General features: G+C 63.2%; 21 protein-coding genes. 13 read left to right on the forward strand and 8 right to left on the reverse strand.

The features are described from left to right. Positions 1 to 145 precede the first annotated feature (145 nt). The 3 genes from QVE23_RS01635 (at position 146) to QVE23_RS01645 (ending at position 2,021) form a co-directional block, all read left to right on the forward strand. Positions 146 to 382 (forward strand): putative Se/S carrier protein, encoded by a 237-nt coding sequence (locus QVE23_RS01635; protein WP_021748201.1) that lies wholly within the window; start codon positions 146 to 148, stop codon positions 380 to 382. Positions 383 to 423: 41 nt separating this feature from the next. After that, positions 424 to 1,539 (forward strand): YedE family putative selenium transporter, encoded by a 1,116-nt coding sequence (yedE, locus tag QVE23_RS01640; RefSeq protein ID WP_036629706.1) that lies wholly within the window; start codon positions 424 to 426, stop codon positions 1,537 to 1,539. A gap of 131 nt (positions 1,540 to 1,670) precedes the next feature. Next, a complete protein-coding gene (locus QVE23_RS01645) occupies positions 1,671 to 2,021 on the forward strand; it encodes a sulfurtransferase TusA family protein (RefSeq protein ID WP_287967477.1) in 351 nt (116 codons plus the stop codon). On the opposite strand, the gene QVE23_RS01650 is transcribed toward QVE23_RS01645, so the two are convergent. Continuing rightward, positions 1,933 to 2,655 (reverse strand): ClpP family protease, encoded by a 723-nt coding sequence (locus QVE23_RS01650; protein ID WP_036628435.1) that lies wholly within the window; start codon positions 2,653 to 2,655, stop codon positions 1,933 to 1,935. The genes QVE23_RS01645 and QVE23_RS01650 overlap by 89 nt on opposite strands. Positions 2,656 to 3,011: 356 nt before the next feature. Here QVE23_RS01650 and QVE23_RS01655 point away from each other — a divergent pair, with 356 nt between their 5' ends. From QVE23_RS01655 to QVE23_RS01680, 6 genes are all read left to right on the forward strand, one after another. Continuing rightward, positions 3,012 to 3,362 carry a hypothetical protein gene (locus QVE23_RS01655; RefSeq protein WP_502919054.1) on the forward strand — a complete coding sequence of 117 codons (351 nt, stop codon included), beginning with the start codon at positions 3,012 to 3,014 and terminating at the stop codon, positions 3,360 to 3,362. After that, positions 3,359 to 4,174, forward strand: a complete 816-nt coding sequence (gene proB, locus QVE23_RS01660; RefSeq protein WP_081692217.1) for a glutamate 5-kinase — start codon at positions 3,359 to 3,361, stop codon at positions 4,172 to 4,174. The genes QVE23_RS01655 and proB overlap by 4 nt, the downstream gene beginning before the upstream one ends. 99 nt (positions 4,175 to 4,273) lie before the next feature. After that, entirely contained in the window at positions 4,274 to 5,521 is a 1,248-nt protein-coding gene (locus QVE23_RS01665; RefSeq protein ID WP_021748208.1) for a glutamate-5-semialdehyde dehydrogenase, read from the forward strand. Between the two features lie 41 nt (positions 5,522 to 5,562). Beyond that, the gene (locus QVE23_RS01670; protein WP_287966604.1) at positions 5,563 to 5,841 is read left to right on the forward strand and encodes a hypothetical protein; all 279 of its coding nucleotides are present in this window, start codon (positions 5,563 to 5,565) and stop codon (positions 5,839 to 5,841) included. Between the two features lie 38 nt (positions 5,842 to 5,879). Then, on the forward strand, positions 5,880 to 6,677 hold the full coding sequence (gene proC / locus QVE23_RS01675; RefSeq protein ID WP_276895679.1) for a pyrroline-5-carboxylate reductase: 798 nt from the start codon (positions 5,880 to 5,882) through the stop codon (positions 6,675 to 6,677). A gap of 122 nt (positions 6,678 to 6,799) precedes the next feature. Continuing rightward, positions 6,800 to 7,336 carry a dihydrofolate reductase family protein gene (locus QVE23_RS01680; RefSeq protein ID WP_021748212.1) on the forward strand — a complete coding sequence of 179 codons (537 nt, stop codon included), beginning with the start codon at positions 6,800 to 6,802 and terminating at the stop codon, positions 7,334 to 7,336. 77 nt (positions 7,337 to 7,413) lie between these two features. On the opposite strand, the gene QVE23_RS01685 is transcribed toward QVE23_RS01680, so the two are convergent. Beyond that, a complete protein-coding gene (locus tag QVE23_RS01685) occupies positions 7,414 to 9,552 on the reverse strand; it encodes a 5'-nucleotidase C-terminal domain-containing protein (protein WP_287967479.1) in 2,139 nt (712 codons plus the stop codon). A gap of 281 nt (positions 9,553 to 9,833) precedes the next feature. Here QVE23_RS01685 and hydA point away from each other — a divergent pair, with 281 nt between their 5' ends. Further along, positions 9,834 to 11,207 (forward strand): dihydropyrimidinase, encoded by a 1,374-nt coding sequence (gene hydA / locus QVE23_RS01690; protein ID WP_021748215.1) that lies wholly within the window; start codon positions 9,834 to 9,836, stop codon positions 11,205 to 11,207. A 269-nt stretch (positions 11,208 to 11,476) separates the two neighbouring features. Further along, positions 11,477 to 11,719: an NAD(P)-dependent oxidoreductase gene (locus tag QVE23_RS10895; protein ID WP_353847663.1), complete on the forward strand. Its 243-nt coding sequence runs from the start codon at positions 11,477 to 11,479 to the stop codon at positions 11,717 to 11,719. Between the two features lie 147 nt (positions 11,720 to 11,866). On the opposite strand, the gene QVE23_RS01695 is transcribed toward QVE23_RS10895, so the two are convergent. Next, positions 11,867 to 12,370 (reverse strand): DUF4330 domain-containing protein, encoded by a 504-nt coding sequence (locus QVE23_RS01695; protein ID WP_025544279.1) that lies wholly within the window; start codon positions 12,368 to 12,370, stop codon positions 11,867 to 11,869. A 133-nt stretch (positions 12,371 to 12,503) separates the two neighbouring features. Between QVE23_RS01695 and csaB the strand changes: the two genes are divergently transcribed. Beyond that, a complete protein-coding gene (gene csaB, locus QVE23_RS01700; protein ID WP_287967480.1) occupies positions 12,504 to 14,729 on the forward strand; it encodes a polysaccharide pyruvyl transferase CsaB in 2,226 nt (741 codons plus the stop codon). Positions 14,730 to 14,753: 24 nt separating this feature from the next. Continuing rightward, positions 14,754 to 15,749, forward strand: a complete 996-nt coding sequence (locus QVE23_RS01705; RefSeq protein WP_287967482.1) for a D-isomer specific 2-hydroxyacid dehydrogenase family protein — start codon at positions 14,754 to 14,756, stop codon at positions 15,747 to 15,749. A gap of 4 nt (positions 15,750 to 15,753) precedes the next feature. On the opposite strand, the gene QVE23_RS01710 is transcribed toward QVE23_RS01705, so the two are convergent. From QVE23_RS01710 to vanT, 5 genes are all read right to left on the reverse strand, one after another. Beyond that, positions 15,754 to 15,933 (reverse strand): DUF6774 domain-containing protein, encoded by a 180-nt coding sequence (locus QVE23_RS01710; protein ID WP_021748221.1) that lies wholly within the window; start codon positions 15,931 to 15,933, stop codon positions 15,754 to 15,756. A 123-nt stretch (positions 15,934 to 16,056) separates the two neighbouring features. Continuing rightward, positions 16,057 to 17,325, reverse strand: coding sequence for a chloride channel protein (locus QVE23_RS01715; RefSeq protein ID WP_287967484.1), 1,269 nt, complete (start codon positions 17,323 to 17,325; stop codon positions 16,057 to 16,059). A 203-nt stretch (positions 17,326 to 17,528) separates the two neighbouring features. Beyond that, the gene (nhaC, locus tag QVE23_RS01720; RefSeq protein WP_021748223.1) at positions 17,529 to 18,962 is read right to left on the reverse strand and encodes a Na+/H+ antiporter NhaC; all 1,434 of its coding nucleotides are present in this window, start codon (positions 18,960 to 18,962) and stop codon (positions 17,529 to 17,531) included. 69 nt (positions 18,963 to 19,031) lie between these two features. Further along, the gene (locus QVE23_RS01725; protein ID WP_021748224.1) at positions 19,032 to 19,808 is read right to left on the reverse strand and encodes an alpha/beta hydrolase; all 777 of its coding nucleotides are present in this window, start codon (positions 19,806 to 19,808) and stop codon (positions 19,032 to 19,034) included. A 100-nt stretch (positions 19,809 to 19,908) separates the two neighbouring features. Continuing rightward, complete coding sequence (gene vanT / locus QVE23_RS01730) at positions 19,909 to 21,045, reverse strand: serine racemase VanT catalytic subunit (protein ID WP_287967483.1); 1,137 nt, start codon at positions 21,043 to 21,045, stop codon at positions 19,909 to 19,911. Positions 21,046 to 21,219 lie beyond the last annotated feature (174 nt).

Raw genomic sequence — 21,219 nt, forward strand, 5'->3', positions numbered from 1 at the left:
GCAAAGCCACTCCCCTATTTCAAGGAAAAATCTCCAGGTTCGGCGGCTCCAGCCGGAACTGGGCCGTTATCCTCGAAACAGATCTCGCTTTTTCCATTTCTTCATGTTATTCTTTTAAAAAAATAACGAGTAGAGGAGGGAGGCCGTGCGAGAAAAAAGCCCCCGGCTGATCGTGACGTTTCACACCACTGCCGGGGCCATCGCCACAGAGCAGCTCTGCCGCCGCCTGGGGCTGGAGGGCAAACTGATCTCCGTTCCCCGGTGCATCACATCCGACTGCGGCATGGCCTGGTCCGCGCCGCCGGAGCTGCGGGAGCACCTGGAGACCCGGCTGCAGGAGGCCGGGATCGAGACAGCCGGTTTCTATGAGCTGCCCCTGTGACGATTTTCGTCCCAGCGCCGAAGAGAGTGAGGAGTGTATTTATGAGAGAAAAGAGTTGGTTTCGGGAATACGGATTGATCTTGGCGGCGGGCGTGGCCGTGGGCATTGCCGCCCTGATCCTTACCGCCTCCGGCAACCCCAAGAACATGGGCTTCTGCATCGCCTGCTTCCTGCGGGACATCGCCGGCGCCCTGGGGCTCCACAGCGCCGCCAATGTGCAGTACATCCGGCCGGAGATCATCGGCATCGTGGTGGGGGCCGCGGCGGCAGCTCTGGCTGCCAGGGAGTTCCGGGCAAAGGCCGGGGCCTCTCCCGCCTGCCGGTTTGTGCTGGGGATGTTCGTGATGATCGGTGCTCTGGTGTTTCTGGGCTGCCCCCTGCGGATGGTCATCCGGCTGGGCGGCGGCGACCTGACTGCCGTTGCCGGGCTGGTGGGCTTCATCGCCGGGATCCTGGTGGGCGTGGTATGTTTAAAGAAGGGTTTCTCCCTGGGCCGGGCCTATCCCGTCCGCATGGGCGAGGGGTTCGTCCTGTCTGGGATCCTGATGGCGCTGTTGGGGCTGCTGCTGTTGGTGCCCACCCTGCTGAAGTTCTCTGAGGCGGGCCCCGGCTCCATGCGGGCCTTCTGGGGGATCTCCCTGGCGGCCGGTCTGGTTGTGGGCGTGCTGGCCCAGCGGAGCCGGCTGTGCATGGCCGGCGGCATACGGGACGCTGTGATGCTGCGGGACTTCAAGCTCCTCTCCGGCTTCCTGGCCATCTGGGGCACGGTCACCATCGGCAATCTGGTCCTGGGATCCTACAGCCTGTCCGCACTGTCCCAGCCCATCGCCCACAGCCAGTACCTCTGGTCCGCCCTGGGCATGGCCCTGGCGGGCTGGGGTTCCATCCTGCTGGGAGGCTGCCCCCTGCGACAGTTGATTCTGGCCGGCGAGGGCAACGGCGACTCCGCCGTGACCGTCCTGGGCATGATCGTGGGCGCCGCCGTCTCCCACAACTTCGGTCTGGCCGGCGCGGCGGATTCCGTGGCGGAGGACGGCACCTATGTGGTCGGCGGCATCGGCACTGCCGGCATGGCGGCGGTGGCCATCGGATTCGCGGTACTGCTGGCCATCACGGTGACCCATTTGCCGAAAACGGAGGCTGTATCGCGTGATTGAGCACACAATGTATGAAAATCGTCTATCGCCCTGTCCTGACAGGCAACCGGCGATGGCGGAAAATTTTCCCATTTTGCACAGGGAAAATCCTTGAATCTGTGCCGCATATCGCGGCGAAAGGGGAATTTGATATGGTAGATACCCGCGGATACATCTGCCCCACCCCGGTGCTGATGGTGCAGAAGGCCTTGAAGGATCGGCCCGCCATGGTGGAAGTCCTGGCGGAGGCCGGCGCAGCGGTGGAGAACATCACCCGCTTCGCCCACTCCCAGGGCTATCAGGTCAGCAAGACGGCGGACGGACCGGACTGGAAACTGACCCTGACGAAATACAAGACAGGCGGGGAGCCCGTAGGCTCCCCGCCTGCCGTTTTTCCTGTCCCGCGGTTTGAGGTCAGGATGTCTCCCGCTTTCCTTTGGCCTCCTCGATCTGGCGGTAGAGGCACTGGAGTCCGTCAGAGAGGCCGCCCACCTGGTCGATGATGCCCAGGGACACTGCCTCCTCTCCATAGACCACACTGCCAACGTCGGCGGCCATATCGTCCTTTTTCAGCATCAGGGCCTGGAACTTCTGAGCCGTGATCTGGCTGTGGCTGGAGACGAAGGCCACGATCCGATCCTGAAGCCGCTGGAAGTAGTTGTAGGTCTGGGGGGCGGCGATGACCGTGCCGCTCATGCGGACCGGGTGGATGGTCATGGCGGCGCTGGGGACGGCAAAGCTCCGTCGGGCAGCCACTGCCAAAGGCACGCCGATGGAATGGCTTCCTCCCAGGACGATGGAGACCGTAGGCTTTGTCATGCCGGCGATCAGCTCCGCGATGGCAAGGCCCGCCTCCACGTCGCCGCCCACGGTATTCAGCAGGAAGAGGACGCCGTTCACCTCGTCGCTCTCCTCCAGCTTGGCCAGCAGGGGCAGCACATGCTCGTACTTGGTGGTCTTGGCACCGCTGGCGGCGGTGTTGTGGCCCTCGATCTGGCCGATGATGGTCATGCAGTACACGGAGCCGTGGGGCGTTTTGGTCAGGGCGGAGCCGAAGTCCACGATCTGCTGGGCGCCGTCCTTTCCGCTCTCGTCATTTTCCTCTGTGGTGTCCGCAGGTTTGGTGCGTTCTGTCATGGTAAACCCTCCTTTTCCCCGGTATTCTCTGCAATTTTATGAAAAGTACGCGCTGGACTTTCTTTTTGCCGGTTCCTGTGATATAATAAAATATCTAAAGTATCTAATCTCCTACTCTGGCCCTTCTCAATAAGGAGATTCCTATGAAACAGCATTTTCAAATCCCCTGGGCTCAGATCCTGATTGTTTGCGCCGCTCTAGTTATGGCTTTTGGAATGGGGGGCTCTGTTCAGGTGGAGCAAGAAGCGGTGGGGCAACGGGAAGCCTTCCGACGGAGCCTGCAAATGCTGGACCAGTACCTTTGTGCCCTATCTGAGGATCTGGGTGATCCGGATATTCTTGCCCTGGAGGCTCCCTTGGAGGATGATCGCATTCAGGAAAACCTAGTCCGGGTGCGGCGGACCTCTGTTGCCCTCAAACAGGACTATGTCTCCAACGCCGGGAGAGAGACTTCCCCGCATCCCCACGTGTATCTCTATCTCTTGGCACTAGAGGAAACGCTATTGGAGAGCAATTATCTGGATCTGGAGGCACTTTCTCAGATACTGACTATCTGCCGTCCCCTGTGGGATATTGAAACTGGACTTTCCTGCAAGGAGATCATGGCCCAGCTGGAGGAAAACGTCACCTCCGGGGACTACCAGGACGCCTTGGAACTGCTGGGGATCAGCGATATGATACCAATTACCACCCAAGGAGGAACATAACTTTGGAACAGAACAAACAGCGCATTGTGGTGAAGGTGGGCACCTCCACCCTCACCCATAACTCCGGCGCGTTGGACCTTTGGAGCATGGAACATCTGGTGCGGACCCTGGCGGATCTCCAGGGCATGGGGCATGAGGTGATCCTGGTGTCCTCCGGTGCCATCGCTGTGGGCACCGCCAAGCTGGGGCTGTCCGAGCGGCCGAAGGAGCTGCGGATGAAGCAGGCAGCCGCTGCGGTGGGCCAGTGCCGGATGATGCACATTTACGACAAATTCTTCTCCGAGTACAACCGCTCCATGGCCCAGATCCTGCTGACAGGAGATGATGTGGAGGACCCGGAGCGGGCGGAGCACCTGTCCAACACCTTCTCCGCCCTGCTGGAGATGGGGGTCATCCCTGTGGTGAACGAGAATGACTCCGTCTCCTCCGCCGAGATCGAGACCGGACGCCATAAGGTCCTGGGCGATAACGACACCCTCTCTGCCATCGTGGCGGAGCTGTGCCGGGCGGATCTGCTGGTACTGCTCAGCGACATCGATGGGCTGTACGACGCGGACCCCAAGACTCACCCGGAGGCAAAGCTCCTCCACCAGGTGACGGAGCTGACGCCGGAGATCCTGGAGATGGCCGGCGGCGCCGGCAGCTGGCGGGGCACCGGCGGCATGGCCACCAAGCTCTCCGCTGCCCGCATTGCCATGGAGGCCGGGTGCGATATGGTCATCACCAACGGCAGCCGGATGGAAGACCTGTACGGCATCGCGGAGGGGAAGGACATTGGAACGCGATTTGTATCGGGGAAAACTAGGAATTGATGGATTGCACCCCCAGCGGAATGATTTGAAATTCGTCCGGATCCGCCGGACCCCTAAATTTCCAACTCCTAATTCCTCTTTCAAGAAAGGTGTGACGATATGACAGCATTACAGCAGCAGGGACAGGCGGCAAAGGCCGCCACCTACGTTCTGGCCACCGCCGGGACGGCCAGGAAAAACGCGGCGCTGAATGCCATTGCGGACGTTCTGACAGAGCGGCAGACAGAGTGGCTCTCCGCCAACGCAGAGGACGTGGCCGCCGCGAAGGAGGCGGGGATGCGCCCCGCCATGCTGGACCGGCTGACCCTGACGCCGGAACGGGTGGCAGGCATCGTGGACGGCGTGCGGCAGGTGGCTGCCCTTCCGGATCCCATCGGCAGAGTGGACAAGATGGAAACCCGGCCCAACGGCCTTATCATCGGCCGGCGGCGGGTGCCCCTGGGGGTCATCGCCATCATCTTTGAGGCCCGGCCCAACGTCACCGTAGACGCTGCGGCGCTGTGCCTGAAGTCCGGCAATGTGTGTATCCTCCGAGGCGGCAAGGAGGCCATCCGCTCCAACCGCTGTGTGGCGGAGCTGATGCGTCAGGCCCTGCGGTCCGTAGGTCTGCCGGAGGACTGCATCTCCCTGGTACAGGACACCAGCCACGAGACCGCCAATGAGCTGATGCACCTGGACGGCTATGTGGACGTGCTGATCCCCCGGGGTGGCGCCGGGCTGATCCGGGCCGTGGCCAAGGAGGCCAGCGTACCAGTGATCCGCACCGGCGAGGGCGTGTGCCACATCTATATCGACGATGAGGCAGACCTGGACATGGGTGCCAGCATCCTCTTCAATGCCAAGTGCTCCCGTCCCTCTGTGTGCAACGCCGTGGAGTGCGTGCTGGTCCACCGGGACGTGGCGGCGGACTTCTGGAAAAAGGCCCTTCCCCTTCTGGATGAGAAGGGCGTGGAGCTGCGGGCGGACCCGGAGGCCCTGGAGATCCTGGGCACCCGGGCGGTACCGGCAGAAGACAGCGACTGGGACGCCGAGTACGACGACTACATCCTGGCTGTCAAGACGGCAGGCGGCATGGATGAGGCCATCGATTTCATCAATGCCCACGGCACCCAGCACTCCGAGGCCATCATCACGAAGAACTACTTCAAGGCCCAGCACTTCCTGGACCACGTGGATGCGGCGGCGGTGTACGTCAACGCCTCCACCCGGTTCACAGACGGCGGCGAGTTCGGTCTGGGGGCGGAGATCGGCATTTCCACCCAGAAGATGCACGCCCGGGGCCCCATGGGACTGGAGGAGCTGACCAGCTGCAAGTACGTCATTTACGGTGAGGGACAGGTGCGGTAAGCGCCTGCCGGAAGTTAAAACACCAAGAGGGGATGGTCTCTATGGCGGCGATCATTCTCTCCCTGCTGGCTGCAGCGCTTCTGTCGACCGTGCTGCTCATCCCCGCCAGACACCTGAAGCAGGCGCTGGGCATCCCGTCGGCGGTCTGTTCCGCTGCGGCGATGGGGCTGTACCTGCAGATGCGCACTGTCTCCGGCGGGCCTGGTACCGGAATAGCACTGGTGCAGCTGTACCTTCCCTGCGCTGTTTACGGACTGGTGATCCTGGGCGGCGCGGCCCTGGGTCCGACAGGATGGTGCTGCGGAAAAAAGCGAAGCTGAACATCTGATTCTGATTTGAAAAAAGAGGTTGATGCACAATGGCGACATTTGGTTTTATCGGCACCGGAAATATGGGCGGCGCCCTGGCCCGGGCGGCCCGCAAGCGGCTGTCCGGCGGGGAGATCCTGTTGGCGAACCGCTCCGCCGCCAAAGCGGAGGCCCTGGCCCAGGAGCTGGACTGCCGGGCTGTGGACAATGCGGCGGTGGCCGCTGGGGCAGATTACATCTTCCTGGGCGTGAAGCCCTATATGGTGGCAGGGCTGATGGAGAAGATCGGCCCCGTGCTGGCGGCGCGGAAGGACCGGTTCGTGCTGGTGTCCATGGCGGCGGCCCTCACCATCCCCGACCTGCGGGAGCGGGGCTGCAGGGACTGGCCCCTGATCCGCATCATGCCCAATACCCCCTCTGCCATCGGGGAGGGCGTGATCTTCTACACCTGCGACGGCGTCACGGCGGAGGAGGAAGCGGCGTTCCTGGAGAACATGGCAGGCGCCGGGCGGCTGCTGCCCCTGGACGACCATCTGATGGACGCCGGCAGCGCCGTGGCCGGCTGCGGACCGGCCTTTGTGGACCTCTTCATCGAGGCCATGGCGGACGGCGGCGTGGCCTGCGGCCTCACCCGTCCCATGGCGATGGAGTGCGCCGCCCAGACGCTGATCGGCGCCGCGCGGCTGATGCTGGAGACGGGCCGCCATCCCGGTGCGCTGAAGGATGCGGTCTGTTCCCCCGGCGGCGCCACCATCCAGGGCGTCCGGGCGCTGGAGGCCGGCGGGTTCCGCAGCGCAGTGATGGAGGCGGTCATCGCCGCCTATGAGAAGAGTGCGGAGATGAAGTGAACGGTCGGTGGCGGGTGGCAGCTGCCTCCGGCCACGGCATTTTTTGTCCGCCTGCGGGACTTGCCAGCAGACGGCGAGATGTGGTATGATCGTTCTCCCATCTTTTTGACAGGAGGACATGTATGGCACGGGACATCATCTTGAATCTGGCAATCAGCCTGGATGGCTTCATTTGCGATGAGGACGGCGGCTTCGCATGGATCAGCGGCCAGGGAGATGTCCGGGCCGACACGGCGGACCACTTCGACTTCGACGGCTTCCTGGCATCCTGCGACACCATCGTTATGGGTCGAAAGGCTTATGAGGACTGCCTTAGTTCTCTGCCCGAAGCGGCGGAAAAGCGATTCCTGGTGGCCTCCCGGACACCTCGAGCGCCGGAGGGCAGGGTTGTCTTTCTCTCCGCCGATGTGGTGGCGGAAGTTCTGGCGCTGAAGGACCGGCCCGGCAAGCACATCTGGCTGTTCGGCGGTGGAGAGCTGGCCTCCGACTTCATTCGCGCCGACGCCGTAGACCGGTATATCGTCGGCATCCTGCCGGTGATCCGGGGCAAGGGCCGGCGGCTATTTCAGGAGGGGATTCCGCCGGTGGAACTCCATCTGGACCGCTGCACGGTCTCAGACGGCATCCCTATTCTGGAGTACAGCCGGCGGGGCCGGTAAGGCAGATAGACAACAGCCGCAGGGAGCGTTCCCTGCGGCTGTTGTTTTGTGATTTGAGAAGATCTGACTTCTGTCGCTCAGGCAGCGGCGTTGGCGGCCCGGTACAGGAAGGTCACAATCTGGCCCCGCTGGCAGACGGTGTCGGGAGAGAACGTGCTGCCGTCGCCGGTGCCGAGGGTGACGCCCTGGGCCACGGCCCAGTTCACCGCGGCGGCGTAGTCCGCGTCAGCGGCCACATCGGTGAAGGAAGCAGCAGCGGCCTCAGGACTGTCGGCGGCAACCCACATGAAGTACACCGCCATGGCGCGGGTGCAGCCCGCATAGGGATCAAAGGTCTCGCCTTTCACCAGGCCCTGCTCACTGGCCCACTGGACGGCCTTGAAGAAGTACAGGCTGGTGTCCGTCACATCGGTATAGGCGGGTTCCGTGCTAGCAGGCTCCGGAGAACCGGCGGCGCGCCACAGGTAGGTGATGATCTGGGCACGGGTGCAGTTCTGGTAGGGAGAGAAGGTGGTGGCGGTGGTGCCGTTGGTGATGCCCTCGTCCACGGCCCACTCAATGCCGTCATAGTAGGGAGAGGTCGCCGCCACGTCGGTGAAGGCCAGGCCCTGGTCAACAGTGATGCGGCCAGCGGGCTGACCGTAGGCCTCTTCGGTGACGGTGCCCTTCAGCTCGTCGGTGATGTAGTCCATGACCACCTCATCCATGGAGAGGCCCAGGTCATAGTTGACGGAGGCAGCCGCGAACGCATAGTAGGTGTCGCCGCCGGCGGCCATGAAGTCGTTGGTGGCGATGGTGTAGGTGGCGTTGGCATCAAAGGGCTCGCCGCCCACGGTCTCGATGGTGACGCGCTGGATGCTCTTGGGGCCGTAGTAGGTGGAGCCGGGATACTGCTCGCCCTGGTCATAGGCCTTGGTGGTGTCCACGGTGAACTCGATGCCGCTCACCTGGGGGAAGCCGCCGATGGAGGTGGGCGTGCAGTAGGTGGAAGCCTCCAGAGCCTCCAGCAGCTCGGCGCCGGTGACTTTCACGATGGAGAGGGTGTTGCCGAAGGGCAGCACAGTGTTGATATCCTTCTTGGTGATGTCGCCGGCGGCGATGGAGGCGCGGATGCCGCCGCCGTTGGTGACAGCCGCGTCCACCTCAGTGCCCTCACGCTCGGCGCCCCAGACCAGAGCGTCGCAGATCAGGTCGCCCAGGTTGGTCTCCTCGGTACGGTTACCGGGCTCCTTCTCGCCGTTCAGGGCCACTTCGGTCTTTGCAAACACCGTGCCGTATTCCTTGTCGATCTCCGCCTGGATCTTGGCGGCGCGGGCAGCCACATCAGCATCCGTGGCGGTCAGGTCGGCAACGGGGGTAGTGGCGGTGGTGATGGTGCCGTCGGCATCGATGGTGACCACGCCCACGCTCTCCAGCTTGGTGCCGGTAGAGGTCACCAGAGTGTCGCCCACCTTCCCGGTACCGCCAGCGGCGGCCTTCACGTCCTCAAGGGTGGAGTGAGAGTGGCCGTCGATGAACACGTCGATGCCGTCCACCTTCTCCAGCAGGTCGATGGAGCGGTTGCCGGTGGACTCGGCATCGATGCCCAGGTGGCCCAGGCAGATGATGTACTCGCAGCCCTCTGCCTCCAGTGCGTCCACCTGATCCTGCGCGCAGTCGAACATCTTATCGCCGGCCAGGAAGGTCACGCCCTGGATCTTGGCGGGGTGGGCCTTGGTTGCGGTCTCCGGGGTGTCCAGGCCGAACACGCCGATCTTGGTGCCGTCGGGCGCGGTGAAGACCACGTTGTCCTCAAAGGCCACCTGGCCGTTGTACAGGACATTGGCGTCCACGATGGTGAAGTCGGCGTCCGCCTCCAGATCCTTGAGGTTCTGGTAGCCGTAGTCGAACTCATGGTTGCCCATGCTGGCCACGTCGTAGCCGGCCAGGTTCATCAGCTCCACGGCGGTGGCGCCCTCAGACGTGCTGACGGTGGGATCGCCCTGGATGAAGTCACCGGCGTCCATCAGCAGGACGTAGGCGCCGCGGGCCTCGTAGGCGTCCTTCAGCGCGGCCACTTTGGCATAGCCGCTGATGGCGCCATGCACATCATTGGTGTGCAGGATGACGATGTCGCCGTCCAGATCCTGTGCCGTCTCTTCCGCCGCATTGGCGGTGACGGCCAGGGAGAACGTCATGACCACCGCCAGCAGCAGGGACAAGACTTTCTTTTTCATTCTGTTACCTCCTCTGAAAGCGCGGGAGATGACCTCCCGTGGTATGGATATAGTATAGCACATCTGGAAAAAATGGACAGAGGGGACTTCGCGGATTTTTCGAAAAAAACCACCAGAAATATCCCACGTTTTTTGTAGAAGAAGCGCAATTTTTTTCTACCCGCACTTCTGGCATTCCCTTGCGGCGGGTGTTATACTGAAAAAAAGCGTCTGCCGGAGCTTCCCGGCAGCCTGCCGCCGGGCGGCCGCATCGTGCCGCAGACACACAAGGAGGTATATTTATGACCACATTGCTCAGGGGCGGGACCATCATCACCGGTGCCGGACAGCGGCGGGCCGACCTGCTGCTGGACGGGGAGAAGATCGCCTGGGTGGGCCGGGGACCTCAAGCCGCAGACCGGGAGGTGGATGTCTCCGGCTGTTTCCTCTTCCCCGGCTTTATCGACGCCCACACCCACTTTGACCTGGATGTGGCGAACACCACCACGGCGGATGATTTCTGCACCGGCTCCCGGGCGGCCCTGCGGGGCGGCACTACTACGGTCATCGACTTCGCCTGCCCCAACAAGGGCGAGTCCCTGCACCACGGCCTGGACCTGTGGCATCAGAAGGCGGACGGCAGGACTTTCTGCGACTACGGCTTCCACATGACCATCGACGACTGGAACGAGTCCATCCGGGCAGAGCTGCCGGACATGTTCGCCCAGGGCATCTCTTCTTTCAAGATGTATCTCACCTATCCCGCCATGATGATCGGCGACCGGGACATCTACTGGGCACTGAAGGAGCTGAAGCGGCTGGGGGGCATCGCCGGCTTCCACTGCGAGAACGCCGGTGTCATTGACGGCATGATCGCCGAGCGGAAGGCCGCCGGAGAGCTCTCCCCCGCCTCCCACCCCCGCACCCGACCGCCCTATCTGGAGGCTGAGGCAGTGAGCCGCCTGCTGCGGATCGCCCAGGCAGCGGACGCGCCGGTGGTCATCGTCCACCTCACCAACCGGGAGGCCCTGCTGGAGGTGGACCACGCCCGGAAGCGGGGCCAGACCGTGTATGTGGAGACCTGTCCCCAGTACCTGCTGCTGGACGAGAGCGTGTATTTCAACGAGGACTACTCCGCCGCTGCCCGGTATGTGTGCGCGCCGCCCCTGCGGGACAAGGCCGAGCAGGAGCACCTGTGGAAGGGCCTGCGGCGGGGCGCTATCCAGACCGTGTCCACAGACCACTGCTCCTTCACCCTGGCCCAGAAGGACATGGGCCGGGAGGACTTCACCAAAATCCCAGGCGGCCTGCCCGGCGTGGAGACCCGGGGCGAGCTGCTGTACTCCTACGGCGTGGCCAAGCGGAAGATCAGCGCCGCCCAGATGTGCCGGGTGCTCAGCGAGAATCCCGCCCGGCTGTATGGTCTCTATCCCCGGAAGGGCGTGCTGCGGCCCGGCAGCGACGCGGACATCGTGGTCTACGACCCCGGCGCCAGCCATGTGATCCGAGCGGAAGACTGCGTGGCCAATGTGGACTACAACCCCTATGAAGGCTTCGTCACCGCCGGCGGCATCCGGCAGGTGTGGCTGCGGGGGCAGCTCTCCGTGGAAAACGGAAAGGTCCTGGTGGAGGCGCCGGCGGGCAAGTATATGGCCCGGGGCAAGAACTCCCTGTGAGCACTCGTCCATGAATCTCGTCATCATCGGGCGCTTCCCTGCGGCCACAGACACGCAGATCAGGGCATTCCTTCCCGCTGACCGGGAGGTTTTTATCACCGAATCGGATCTGTCCGGACCCTTTTGCAGAGTGCGGATGCGCTCATCCCGGAACACATCCCGATTCCCTCTTTTGGGGACAAGGCTCTGAAGCTGCGGATGATTCAAACCGGGGCCGGGTATGGCGAAGATAGAGCCGTCTGCTTTTCTGGTCAACATGGCCAAGAGGGATCGTTCACGAAGAGGTCCTGATCGAGGCTTTAAGCGACCATCAGATCGCCGGCGCTTGCCCGGATGTCTTTGAGGCAGAGCCATTTTCCCAAGCAAGCTGGCTGAGGGAGCTCCCCAACGTGATCCTCGCGCCGTACACAGCAGGGGATCCTGGCGGCGTGAAACTGCACGAAAAACAGGATTCCTTTTTCCCAGTAGCATCCGGCAGGCACGGAGCGGAGAAATGCCCGCCAACATGCTGAACCGGGACACCTGGAAGGCGTGGAGATAAGCCCCTTCTGCAGGTAGACAGCCCATAGACGTAAAAGAGCTGTGCGTTCAACTGAAAAACAGGCGTCTGCCTCATTTGGAATGAGGCGGACGCCTGTTCTGCTTTTCATGCGTTTCTGTTACTCTTCTGCCAGTCCCTCCCACTGGACATCCACGATGGTGCCGCCGGAGAACTCAATATACTCACTCTTCAAAATATAATCCGTCTTGCCGATCCGGACCTCCTGGTCTCCCACCTTGGTGGTCATGACCTCGCCGGCAGGCGTCTCCGTGGTGGCGGTGAAGAGCAGCGTCACATGCTCCGGATCCTCGATCCACTGCCCATCGGGGCCCAGCACGTAGTAGGGCTCCATCTCCACGCGCTCAATCTGGCCGCCCACCAGAGCGCCGGAGGCCATCAGCGGAGAGGGCAGATGGGCCTGGCAGGTCTCGTACAGCTCCGTGGGCACACCCTCGCACTTAACCACATAGGTCACCTTCACCATGCCGCCGTCCTCGGCGGCGGTGCCGCCGCTGCTGCCCAGCAGCTTCCAGGCTCCAAAAGCCACCACCGCCACGATCAAAATCACGGCGATGATGTCGATGATGTTGAACTTTCCAACGCGTTTTGCTTTCTGTTCCATGGTCTCCTCCGTAAAAGGCGCGGACGCGCCTGTATTTGGCGTTTGTCGTCTGGACAATATCTGGTTCGTATTGTATAATATTTCTCGCGATTTCACAACCCCTATTTGCGGAAAGCGGAAAGAAAGGCATTCCATGAAGGTCATTCATCTCATCAGCGGCGGAGACTCCGGCGGCGCAAAAACCCATGTGCTGAGCCTGCTGCAACATCTGAATCAAACCATCACCGCCCAGCTGGTGTGCTTCCGGGACGGCCCCTTTGCCGAGGAGGCCCGCCAGATGGGCATTCCCACCATGATCTGCGGGGGCAACAACGTCTTCCGCACCCGGCGGAAGCTGGCGGCCTATATCCGGGAGGGCGGCTACGAGATCATCCACTGCCATGGCTCCCGGGCCAACATGATCGGCGCCATGCTCCGCAAGGTCACGGGACTGCCGGTGGTGACCACCGTCCACAGCGACTACCGCCTGGACTACATGGGCCGCCCCCTCAGCCATCTGACCTTCGGCACCATCAACGCCCTGGCCCTGCGGCGGCTGGATTACCGGATCGGCGTGTCCGACGCCATGGTGGACCTGCTGATCTCCCGTGGCTTCCCGGCGGACCGGTTCTACACCATCTATAACGGCATCGACTTCACGCCCCCGCCCACCCAGGGGGACCGGCTGGAGTACCTGAGGAGCCTGGGCGCAGATGTGGACGAGAACTCTGTGGTGGTAGGCATCGCCGCCCGGATGAATCCGGTGAAGGACATGGCCACTCTGGTGCGGGGCTTCGCCGCGGGCCACGCCAAGTGCCCCCGACTGCGGCTGCTGATCGCCGGCGACGGGCCGGAGAAGGACAAGCTCACCGCCTTGGCGGCAGAGCTGGGCGTAGAGCGGCAGGTGTGCTTCGCCGGATGGATCTCCGGCGGCATGGACCGGTTTTACAGCGCCCTGGACATCAACGCCCTCACCAGCCTGTCCGAGACCTTCCCTTATGCCCTGACGGAGGGGGCCCGGTTCCATCTGGCTACCGTCTCCACCGCCGTGGGAGGCATCCCCTATCTCATCGACCAGGACGTGAACGGCTATCTCTTCCAGCCCGGCGACTGGCAAGCCCTGGGCAACGATCTGGCCGCCCTGGGCAATGACGATGAATTGCGCCGCCGCTTGGGGGAAAAGCTCTATGAAAAGGCGTCCACCCAGTTCTCTATTCAGAAGACCGTGTCCACCCAGCTGCAGATATACGCCTCCATCCTCCGCCGCCACCGGCGGCGCTCCTCCGCCCGGGACGGCGTGGTGATCTGCGGCGCCTACGGCCGGGGCAACGCAGGTGATGACGCCATTCTGGAGGCCATCCTCCAGGAGATGCGCTCCATCGACCCGGACATGCCCATCACCGTGCTCAGCAAGGACCCCAGGAGCACCCGGCTCACCTACCGGGTGCGGGCGGTGCACCGTTCCAACTTCCTGGCCTGGCACGCCGCCATGTGGAACAGCCGCCTGTACATCAACGGCGGCGGCAGCCTGATCCAGGACGTGACCTCCCGCCGCTCCCTGTGGTTCTATCTGGCCAATATCCGGGCGGCAAAGCGGGCCGGCAACCGGGTACAGATGTACGGCTGCGGCATCGGCCCCGTCACCCGGGAGAGCCACCGGAGTCTGGCCGCGAAGATCATCAACAAATATGTGGATGTCATCACCCTGCGGGAGCCGGACTCTTTGGAAGAACTGCGGGCCATGGGGGTGACGGAGCCGGAGGTCCTGTTGACTGCGGACCCGGCGCTGATCCTGCAGAAGGCCCCGGATGACGAGACCGACAGCGTGCTGCTGCGCGCCGGTATCCCGCCCCACGGCAATTACCTCTGCTTTGCCCTGCGGCGGTGGAAGGGGTTTGAAGAGAAGGCCCCCCTCTTCGGCGCGGCGGCGGAATACGCCTACCGCACCTATGGTCTGACGCCGGTGTTCGTGGCGGTGGAAAAGCATCTGGACCCCGGTGCGGGCCAGCTGGCCGCCCGCGGGCTGACGATCCCCCACTATTTCCTGGACGATGCCGGCGGCGCCGGGACCATCATCGGCGCCCTCAGCCGGATGCAGGCAGTGGTGTCCATGCGGCTCCACGCGCTGATCTTCGCCGCCGGGCCGGGGATCCCCCTGGCGGGTGTTGTCTACGACCCCAAGGTCTCCGCCTTCCTGCGGTATATCGGACAGGAGCAGTTCGTGGATCTGGCAGAGCTGACCGGGCAGAATCTCTGCGCCATGATCGACCAGTGCGTGGCCCAGGCGGCCCATCCGGAGGCCCAGGCGGCCGCCGTGCGGAACCTGCAGGCCATGGAGCAGAAGAATGTGGAGGTGGCCCGCCGCCTGCTGAAGGGTTGACGGGGCCACCTGTTGGAGGAATCTATGAAAATTATGGTCTATGAGGCCCGCCCGGACGAACGGGCGGACCTGGAGAAGCAGGCGGCGCTCCACGGAGTGGAGCTGTCTGTCACAGACGCGGTGCCCACACTGGAGAACGCCTCTCTGGCCGCCGGCTGCATCGGCGTGTCCATCCTGGGCCAGGGGTGCATCGACGCGGCCCTGCTGGATGCCTATCACGCCCTCGGCATCCGGTATCTCTCCACCCGCACCATCGGATATGACCACATTGACCTGGACCACGCCCGATCCATCGGCCTGCGGGTGTGCAGCGCCAGCTATGCCCCCAACGGCGTGGCCGACTTCACCGTCATGATGATCCTCATGTGCCTGCGGCATTACAAGCAGGCTCTGTGGCGGGGGCAGGTCAACGACTTCTCTCTCACCGGCCTCCAGGGCCGCGAGATGAAGGATCTGACCATCGGCATCATCGGCACCGGCCGGATCGGCGCCCAGGTTGCCCGAAATCTCTCCGGCTTCGGCTGCCGGATTCTGGCCTATGACCTGCGGCGCAATCCGGCAGTGGAACCCCAGGTCACCTATGTGGACTTCGACACCCTGCTGGCCCAGTCGGATGTCATCACCCTCCACATGCCTCTGCTGGACTCCAACCGCCACATCATCAACCGGGAGTCCGTCGCCAAAATGCGGGACGGCGTGGTAATCGTCAACTGCTCCCGCGGCGAGCTGGCGGATATCGAGGCCCTGATTGAGGGGATCGAGACGGGAAAAATCGGCGCCCTGGGTATGGACACCGTGGAGGGGGACGAGGGCATCATCCACGCCGACCACCGGGTCGACATTCTGCCCAATCGGAACTGGTTCTATCTCCACCAGTTCCGCAATGTCATCATGACCCAGCACATGGCCTTTTACACCGATGCCGCCGTGTCCAGCATGGTGGACTGCGGCATCGGCGGCATCTGTCAGATGGCCGCAGGCGAGTCCTGTCCCACTGAGCTGACAGGCCCGGTACAGTAAGCCGCTACCTCCCGCCGCGGGTCCGGCGGCGCTGGACGGAGATCGTCTCCAGCGTCTCTCCCAGCTGAACCAGCAGCGCCGCTGTCAGCTCCAGGTCCTCGTCGTTCAGCCGGGCAGCCAGAGAGACCGCCAGGGTGTTGACAGCGGTGGTCAGGGCCAGCGGATCACAGGAAAGTTCCATCATCGCATCACCGCTCTCATTCTATGCCTGAGCGGAGCCATTCATCCTGCTCCGCCGGTGTGAACACATTTTAGAAAGGGACGGCCGCCCTGTGAGCGGCCGTCCCTTTTTCCAAAATGCACGTGCTCAATCCCTCTCCGTCTCTTCCCCGCCTCCCTGCTGGAAGGGGGCCACCGGCTCACCGGCGTGATAGGCGTTGGTGCGGACATTGATATACTGGGCCTTCAGCTTGGAGTAGACGATGGTCTGGCTGGAGTACAGCCCATTGTAGCCGGAGAGCATGTAGCTGATGCCGCAGACCAGGGCAAAATACAGCAGCCCACCATCCCCGAACAGCTCCACGGACAGGAAGATGGAGGCCAGCGGGCAGTTGGTGGCCCCGCAGAACACAGCGGCCAGCCCCAGCGCCGCGGCGAAGCCAGCCGGAATCCCCAGCAGCGGCCCCGCCACACAGCCGAAGGTGGCCCCCACGAAGAAGGAGGGCACCACCTCACCGCCCTTGAACCCTGCTGAGAGCGTCACCGCGGTGAACAGAATCTTCAGCAGAAACGCCTCCGGCCGGGCAGTGCCCTGCTCCACGGCGGCGGTAATGAGATCCATGCCCGCGCCGTTGTAATCCCGGGTCCCGCAGAGGTATGTCAGGGCAATGACCGCACCGCCACCGACAAGGACGCGGAGCCAGGCATTGGGCAGGCGCCTCTTCATCTGATGCTCCGCGAAGTGCAGGGTCCGGCACAGCAGAACGGACACCAGGGCGCAGCCTACGCCCAGCACCGCCACCCGCAGCAGCATCAGCTTCTCCAGCTCCGGCGCCGCCACAGAAAAGCGGGTGGGCGCCACCCCCAACTCCACAGAAATCCAGTAGGCCACCAGGGAGGCGGTCAGACATGGAATGAACGCCACGTGGTACACCACGCCGATGCTGATGACCACGATGGCGAACACCGTGGCGGTAAGGGGTGTGCCGAACAAGGCGGAGAAAAACGCCGCCATGCCCGCCATGGTGGCGGTGCGCAGGTCCCGGTCATCCAGATTGAAAAGGTTCCCCGCATGGCGGCCGATGGTGCCGCCCATCTGGAGAGCCGCGCCCTCCCGTCCGGCGCTGCCGCCGCACAGGTGGGTGAGAATTGTCCCCAGGAAGATGGCGGGCAGCAGCCAGATGGACAGGGGCTTTCCGTGGTGTACCGCGTCGATGATGTCGTTGGTGCCCTGGCCCTCCGTCTTTGTCAGCTTGTAGAAGGCCACGATCACCAGTCCCGCCGCCGGCAGACACCACAACAGCCAGGGATGTTGCTCCCGCAGCTCTGTGGCCCGCTCCACACCGATGTGGAACAGGGAGCCCACCACGCCGCAGCAGACGCCGGTGACCAGCGCCACCGCCAGCCACTTGGCCATGGCCTGGACGTAAAGGCCCACGTGGGTGTGGCCATGCTCCTTTTCCAATCCGTTCACTTCCCTTCCCCGCCGCCGAAGGGCGGGCCGTGCTTGCAATGGAAATATTATACGGCAGGCGGCCGTTCTTTGCAACAGGCATGGTGCGCCGCGCGAAAAGGGCCGGCCCGAAAATCGGGCCGGCCCGTATTGTCAGGCAGACTCAATCACTTTGCAGCAGCCTTTTTCCTGCCCCACATCTTGTTGCCGTCCTTGTCCCATATACCAAAGCCGGAGAAGGCACAGAGGATGGAGAAGATGGGTACAATGAAGATGAACCAGCAATACGGGATATACTCCGTGCCGCAGCCCAGTACCTCCATCACATACAGCGTGGCAACGCCCCAGGGGACGATGGGTGCACTCAGGGTCCCCGCATCCTCCAGCGTCCGGGAGAGGACCCTGCGGTGGATGCCCATGCGGTCGAAGGCGTCCTCGAAGGTCTGCTCGGTGACGATGATGGCCACGGTCTGGCCGCCGGCCGTGAGGAAGTTGACGATGTAGCAGTAGATCAGAGTGACGGTCACCAGGACGCCGCGGCTCTTGATGAACTTCAGCAGCACGTCCTTGGCCAGCACGTCCAGGATGCCGGTGGCGGTGATGATGCCGCCCATGACGCTGGCTACCATGAAGGTGATCAGCAGACCGGTCATGCTGGTAATGCCGCCGCGGTTGAGCATCGGGTCCACAATGTCCACGCCGGTAGACAGTGTGAAGCCGTTGGCCGCATAGTTCATCAGCTCCACAAAGTTTACTCCCTGAAATACCATGGCGAACACGATGCTGACCACCACAGTGAGGCCCATACCCAGCAGGGCCGGCAGCTTGAACACCGACACCAGCAGCACCAGGATGGCGGGCAGGATCAGGATGGGATTGAGGTTGAAGTGCTCCGCCAGGGTGTCGCAGATCAGGTTGGCGCGAGTCGTATCCATCTCGCCGCCGCTATGCATCAGGCCGGCGGCGGTAAACAGCACCAGCGCCACCAGTGCAGCGGGAATAGTGGTGTACATCATGGACCCGATGTGGTCATACAGGGGAACCCTGCTGACACCGGAGGCCAGGTTCGTGGTGTCGGACAGAGGGGACATCTTGTCGCCGAACCAGGCACCGCAGACCACCGCAGCAATGACCAGCGGTACCGGGATGGAAGTAGTGGAGGCCACGCCCACCAGGGCAATGCCCATGGTCGCCACGCTGCCGAAGGAGGTTCCGGTGAACTCCGCCGTCAGCCCGCTGAGGACGAAGGCCAGGGGCACCAGGATTTTCGGGGAGATCAGCTTCATGCCGTAGTACATCAGGGCCGGGACCGTGCCGCCGGCCATCCAGATGCCCACCAGCATACCCACCATGATGACGATCAAAAATGTCGGGATGCAGTCGGACACCACTCGCAACAGCGTCCTTTCCACATCCGCCCAAGGGATATCCAGCAGGAGCGCGATTACCACGGCGATCAGGGCCGCGATGAACACGGACATAGTGGTGTCCACGCCCAGGTTGATGAGCGCCACCAGCACGGCCACGATCACCAGGAAGGAGATCACGGCGAAAGCCGGAGTTGGGGTCTTCCGCGTCTTGACTGTCTTTGTCTTATCCATTCTCGTTTCTCCCTTCTAGATTGTACGGCGGCGCGGGACCGCGCCCGCGGCGCCGTAGGAGTCCTCCGTTCAGCCCAGCAGCTCCCGGGTCAGGAATGCCAGAGCCGAGTCCATCCGGGCGGCCCGAAACGCACAGGATTTGAATCGGTGCTCCGCGCCATGGACCACCAGGAATTCCGCCCGGTCTCCATAGATCTCCTTGTACCGCTCCGAACAGTGGATGGAGGCCGTCACGTCCTCATCCCCGTGTACCAGATTCACGCGCTTGGTGAATTTGGCCGCCACGGCGTAAGGATCCAGCTCCAAGGCATCCTGGTAGAAGCCCAGGCCCACCCGCAGGCCCTCGTAGTCTGCGTAGCCCTTCTCCTCGATGTCAGACACATCCACGCCGCAGAGCATCTTGTGCTTCATGTTGTAGACCACGTCCGGCGCCGGGCACCACAGGCTCAGGGCGCACACGTCCGCATCCCGCAGGCCCGCCACCATGGAGGCCACACATCCCCCCATGCTCAGGCCGTGGATCGCGATCCGGCTCTGGTCCACAAAGTCCAGACTCTTGACATAGTCCAAGATGGCAAGGCCGTCTTCCACCTCACTGGAGACAGTCATGTCCTCGAACCGCCCGTCGCTGTCGCCGCTGCCGGCAAAGTCGAACCGGACACTGGCGATCCCCCGCTCACACAGCCTGCGGGAGAGCTCCGTGTGGACGAAGTTGATCTCGTTCCGGTCGTCGCAGAAGCCGTGGAACAGGATCACAAAGGGTACTTTCCCCGGCCGCTGGTCCGGCACATGCAGCATCCCCCGTAGGGTCAAGCCGCGGCTCTCGCACTCCACATACCGTTCCATCTCTCTTCCTCCTTTCTCCGCAGGCACCGTTCCGCTGGCCGGCCCGGCCCCCGCTTGGTTTCTGATCTATGCAAAGCCGCTCCGCGGCCTCACATCTCACTCAGGCCTCCTGCCGGAAGCAGCGCCCCTCCACCCGGGCGCCCAGGCGGCTGAACAGCTCGTTGGTAATGGTGCCGGCGTTCTCCGCCAGCTCCTCTGCGTAGATGACACAGTCCCCCTGGCGGCCGATGAACACCGCCTCGTCCCCCACCCGGACATCTTCAATGCCGGTGACGTCCAGCATCAGCTGGTCCATACAGATCCGGCCGATGCCCTGGGCGTACTGTCCCCGGACGATGGCCCGCAGCTTTCCGCCGCTGAGGCAGCGGGGGATGCCGTCGGCGTAGCCGATGGAGACGGAGGCCACCTTGGTGGGCCGCTCCGCCCGGAAGATCCGGCCGTAGCTCACCGTCTCCCCGGGTCCGATCTCCCGCACAGAGGTGATCCGGGCCTTCAGGGTCATGACCGGCATGGGCTGCAGGTCCTCCCGCAGGTAGTCCGCCGGGCTGCTCTTGACGCCAAACATCAAAATGCCCAGGCGGGCGTAGTCATAGGCGTACTCCGGGTAGTTCACCGCCGCATAGCTGCTCAGAAGGTGAACCGTCCCCAGCTCCACGCCCCGGGCCTGGAGGGACTCCACCACGCTTTTGAAGGTCTCCGCCTGCCGGCGGGAAAAGTCCACATGTTCCTCCTCGTCCGTGTCCGCCACGCAGAGGTGGGAGTAGATGCCGGTGACCTGCAGGACGCCGTTCTCATACACCCGCCGGATGGCGTCCAGGTCCTCCGGCAGGAATCCGATGCGGTGCATACCCGTGTCCACTGCGATATGTACCTTGAGGCGCACGCCGTTCTCCCGGCAGTAGGTCTCCAGCTGGGCGGCGTGGTCCGGGCAGGTGGCGGTCTGGGTCAGCCCGTGCTCTGCCAGCAGGTGGAAATACGCAGGGGCGCTGTATCCCAGGATCAGGATCTCCCCCTGGATGCCGGCCTCCCGCAGCTGGACCGCCTCGTCCAGCGTGGCAGTGGCAAAGTGGCGGATGCCCAGCTCCCACAGCTGGGCGGCCACCGCCCGCGCCCCGTGTCCGTAAGCGTCCGCCTTCACCACGCCCATGATCCGGCAGCCCGCTGGCAGAAGGTTCTGGTAGCGCCGGATGTTGTGGGCCAGGGCCTCCCTGTCCAATTCAATCCAAGTCCGATTCATCTATCTCCCTGCCGCCGCAGTGCGGCGGCGCTCCCTTCCCAAAATTCTTGATCCCGTCAAGAGGTCATACCAATGGCAATTTTTTTCAGAATACCCGAAGTCTGCCAAAAAAGCAAGTTTTCTGCAAGTTTTTTTGTGCCCCTAAAACTTTTTACGGGCTGTCCGCCGTCCTCT

The organism is Oscillibacter sp. KLE 1728, from assembly GCF_934833455.1.
Taxonomy (GTDB): Bacteria; Bacillota; Clostridia; order Oscillospirales; family Oscillospiraceae; genus Oscillibacter; species Oscillibacter welbionis.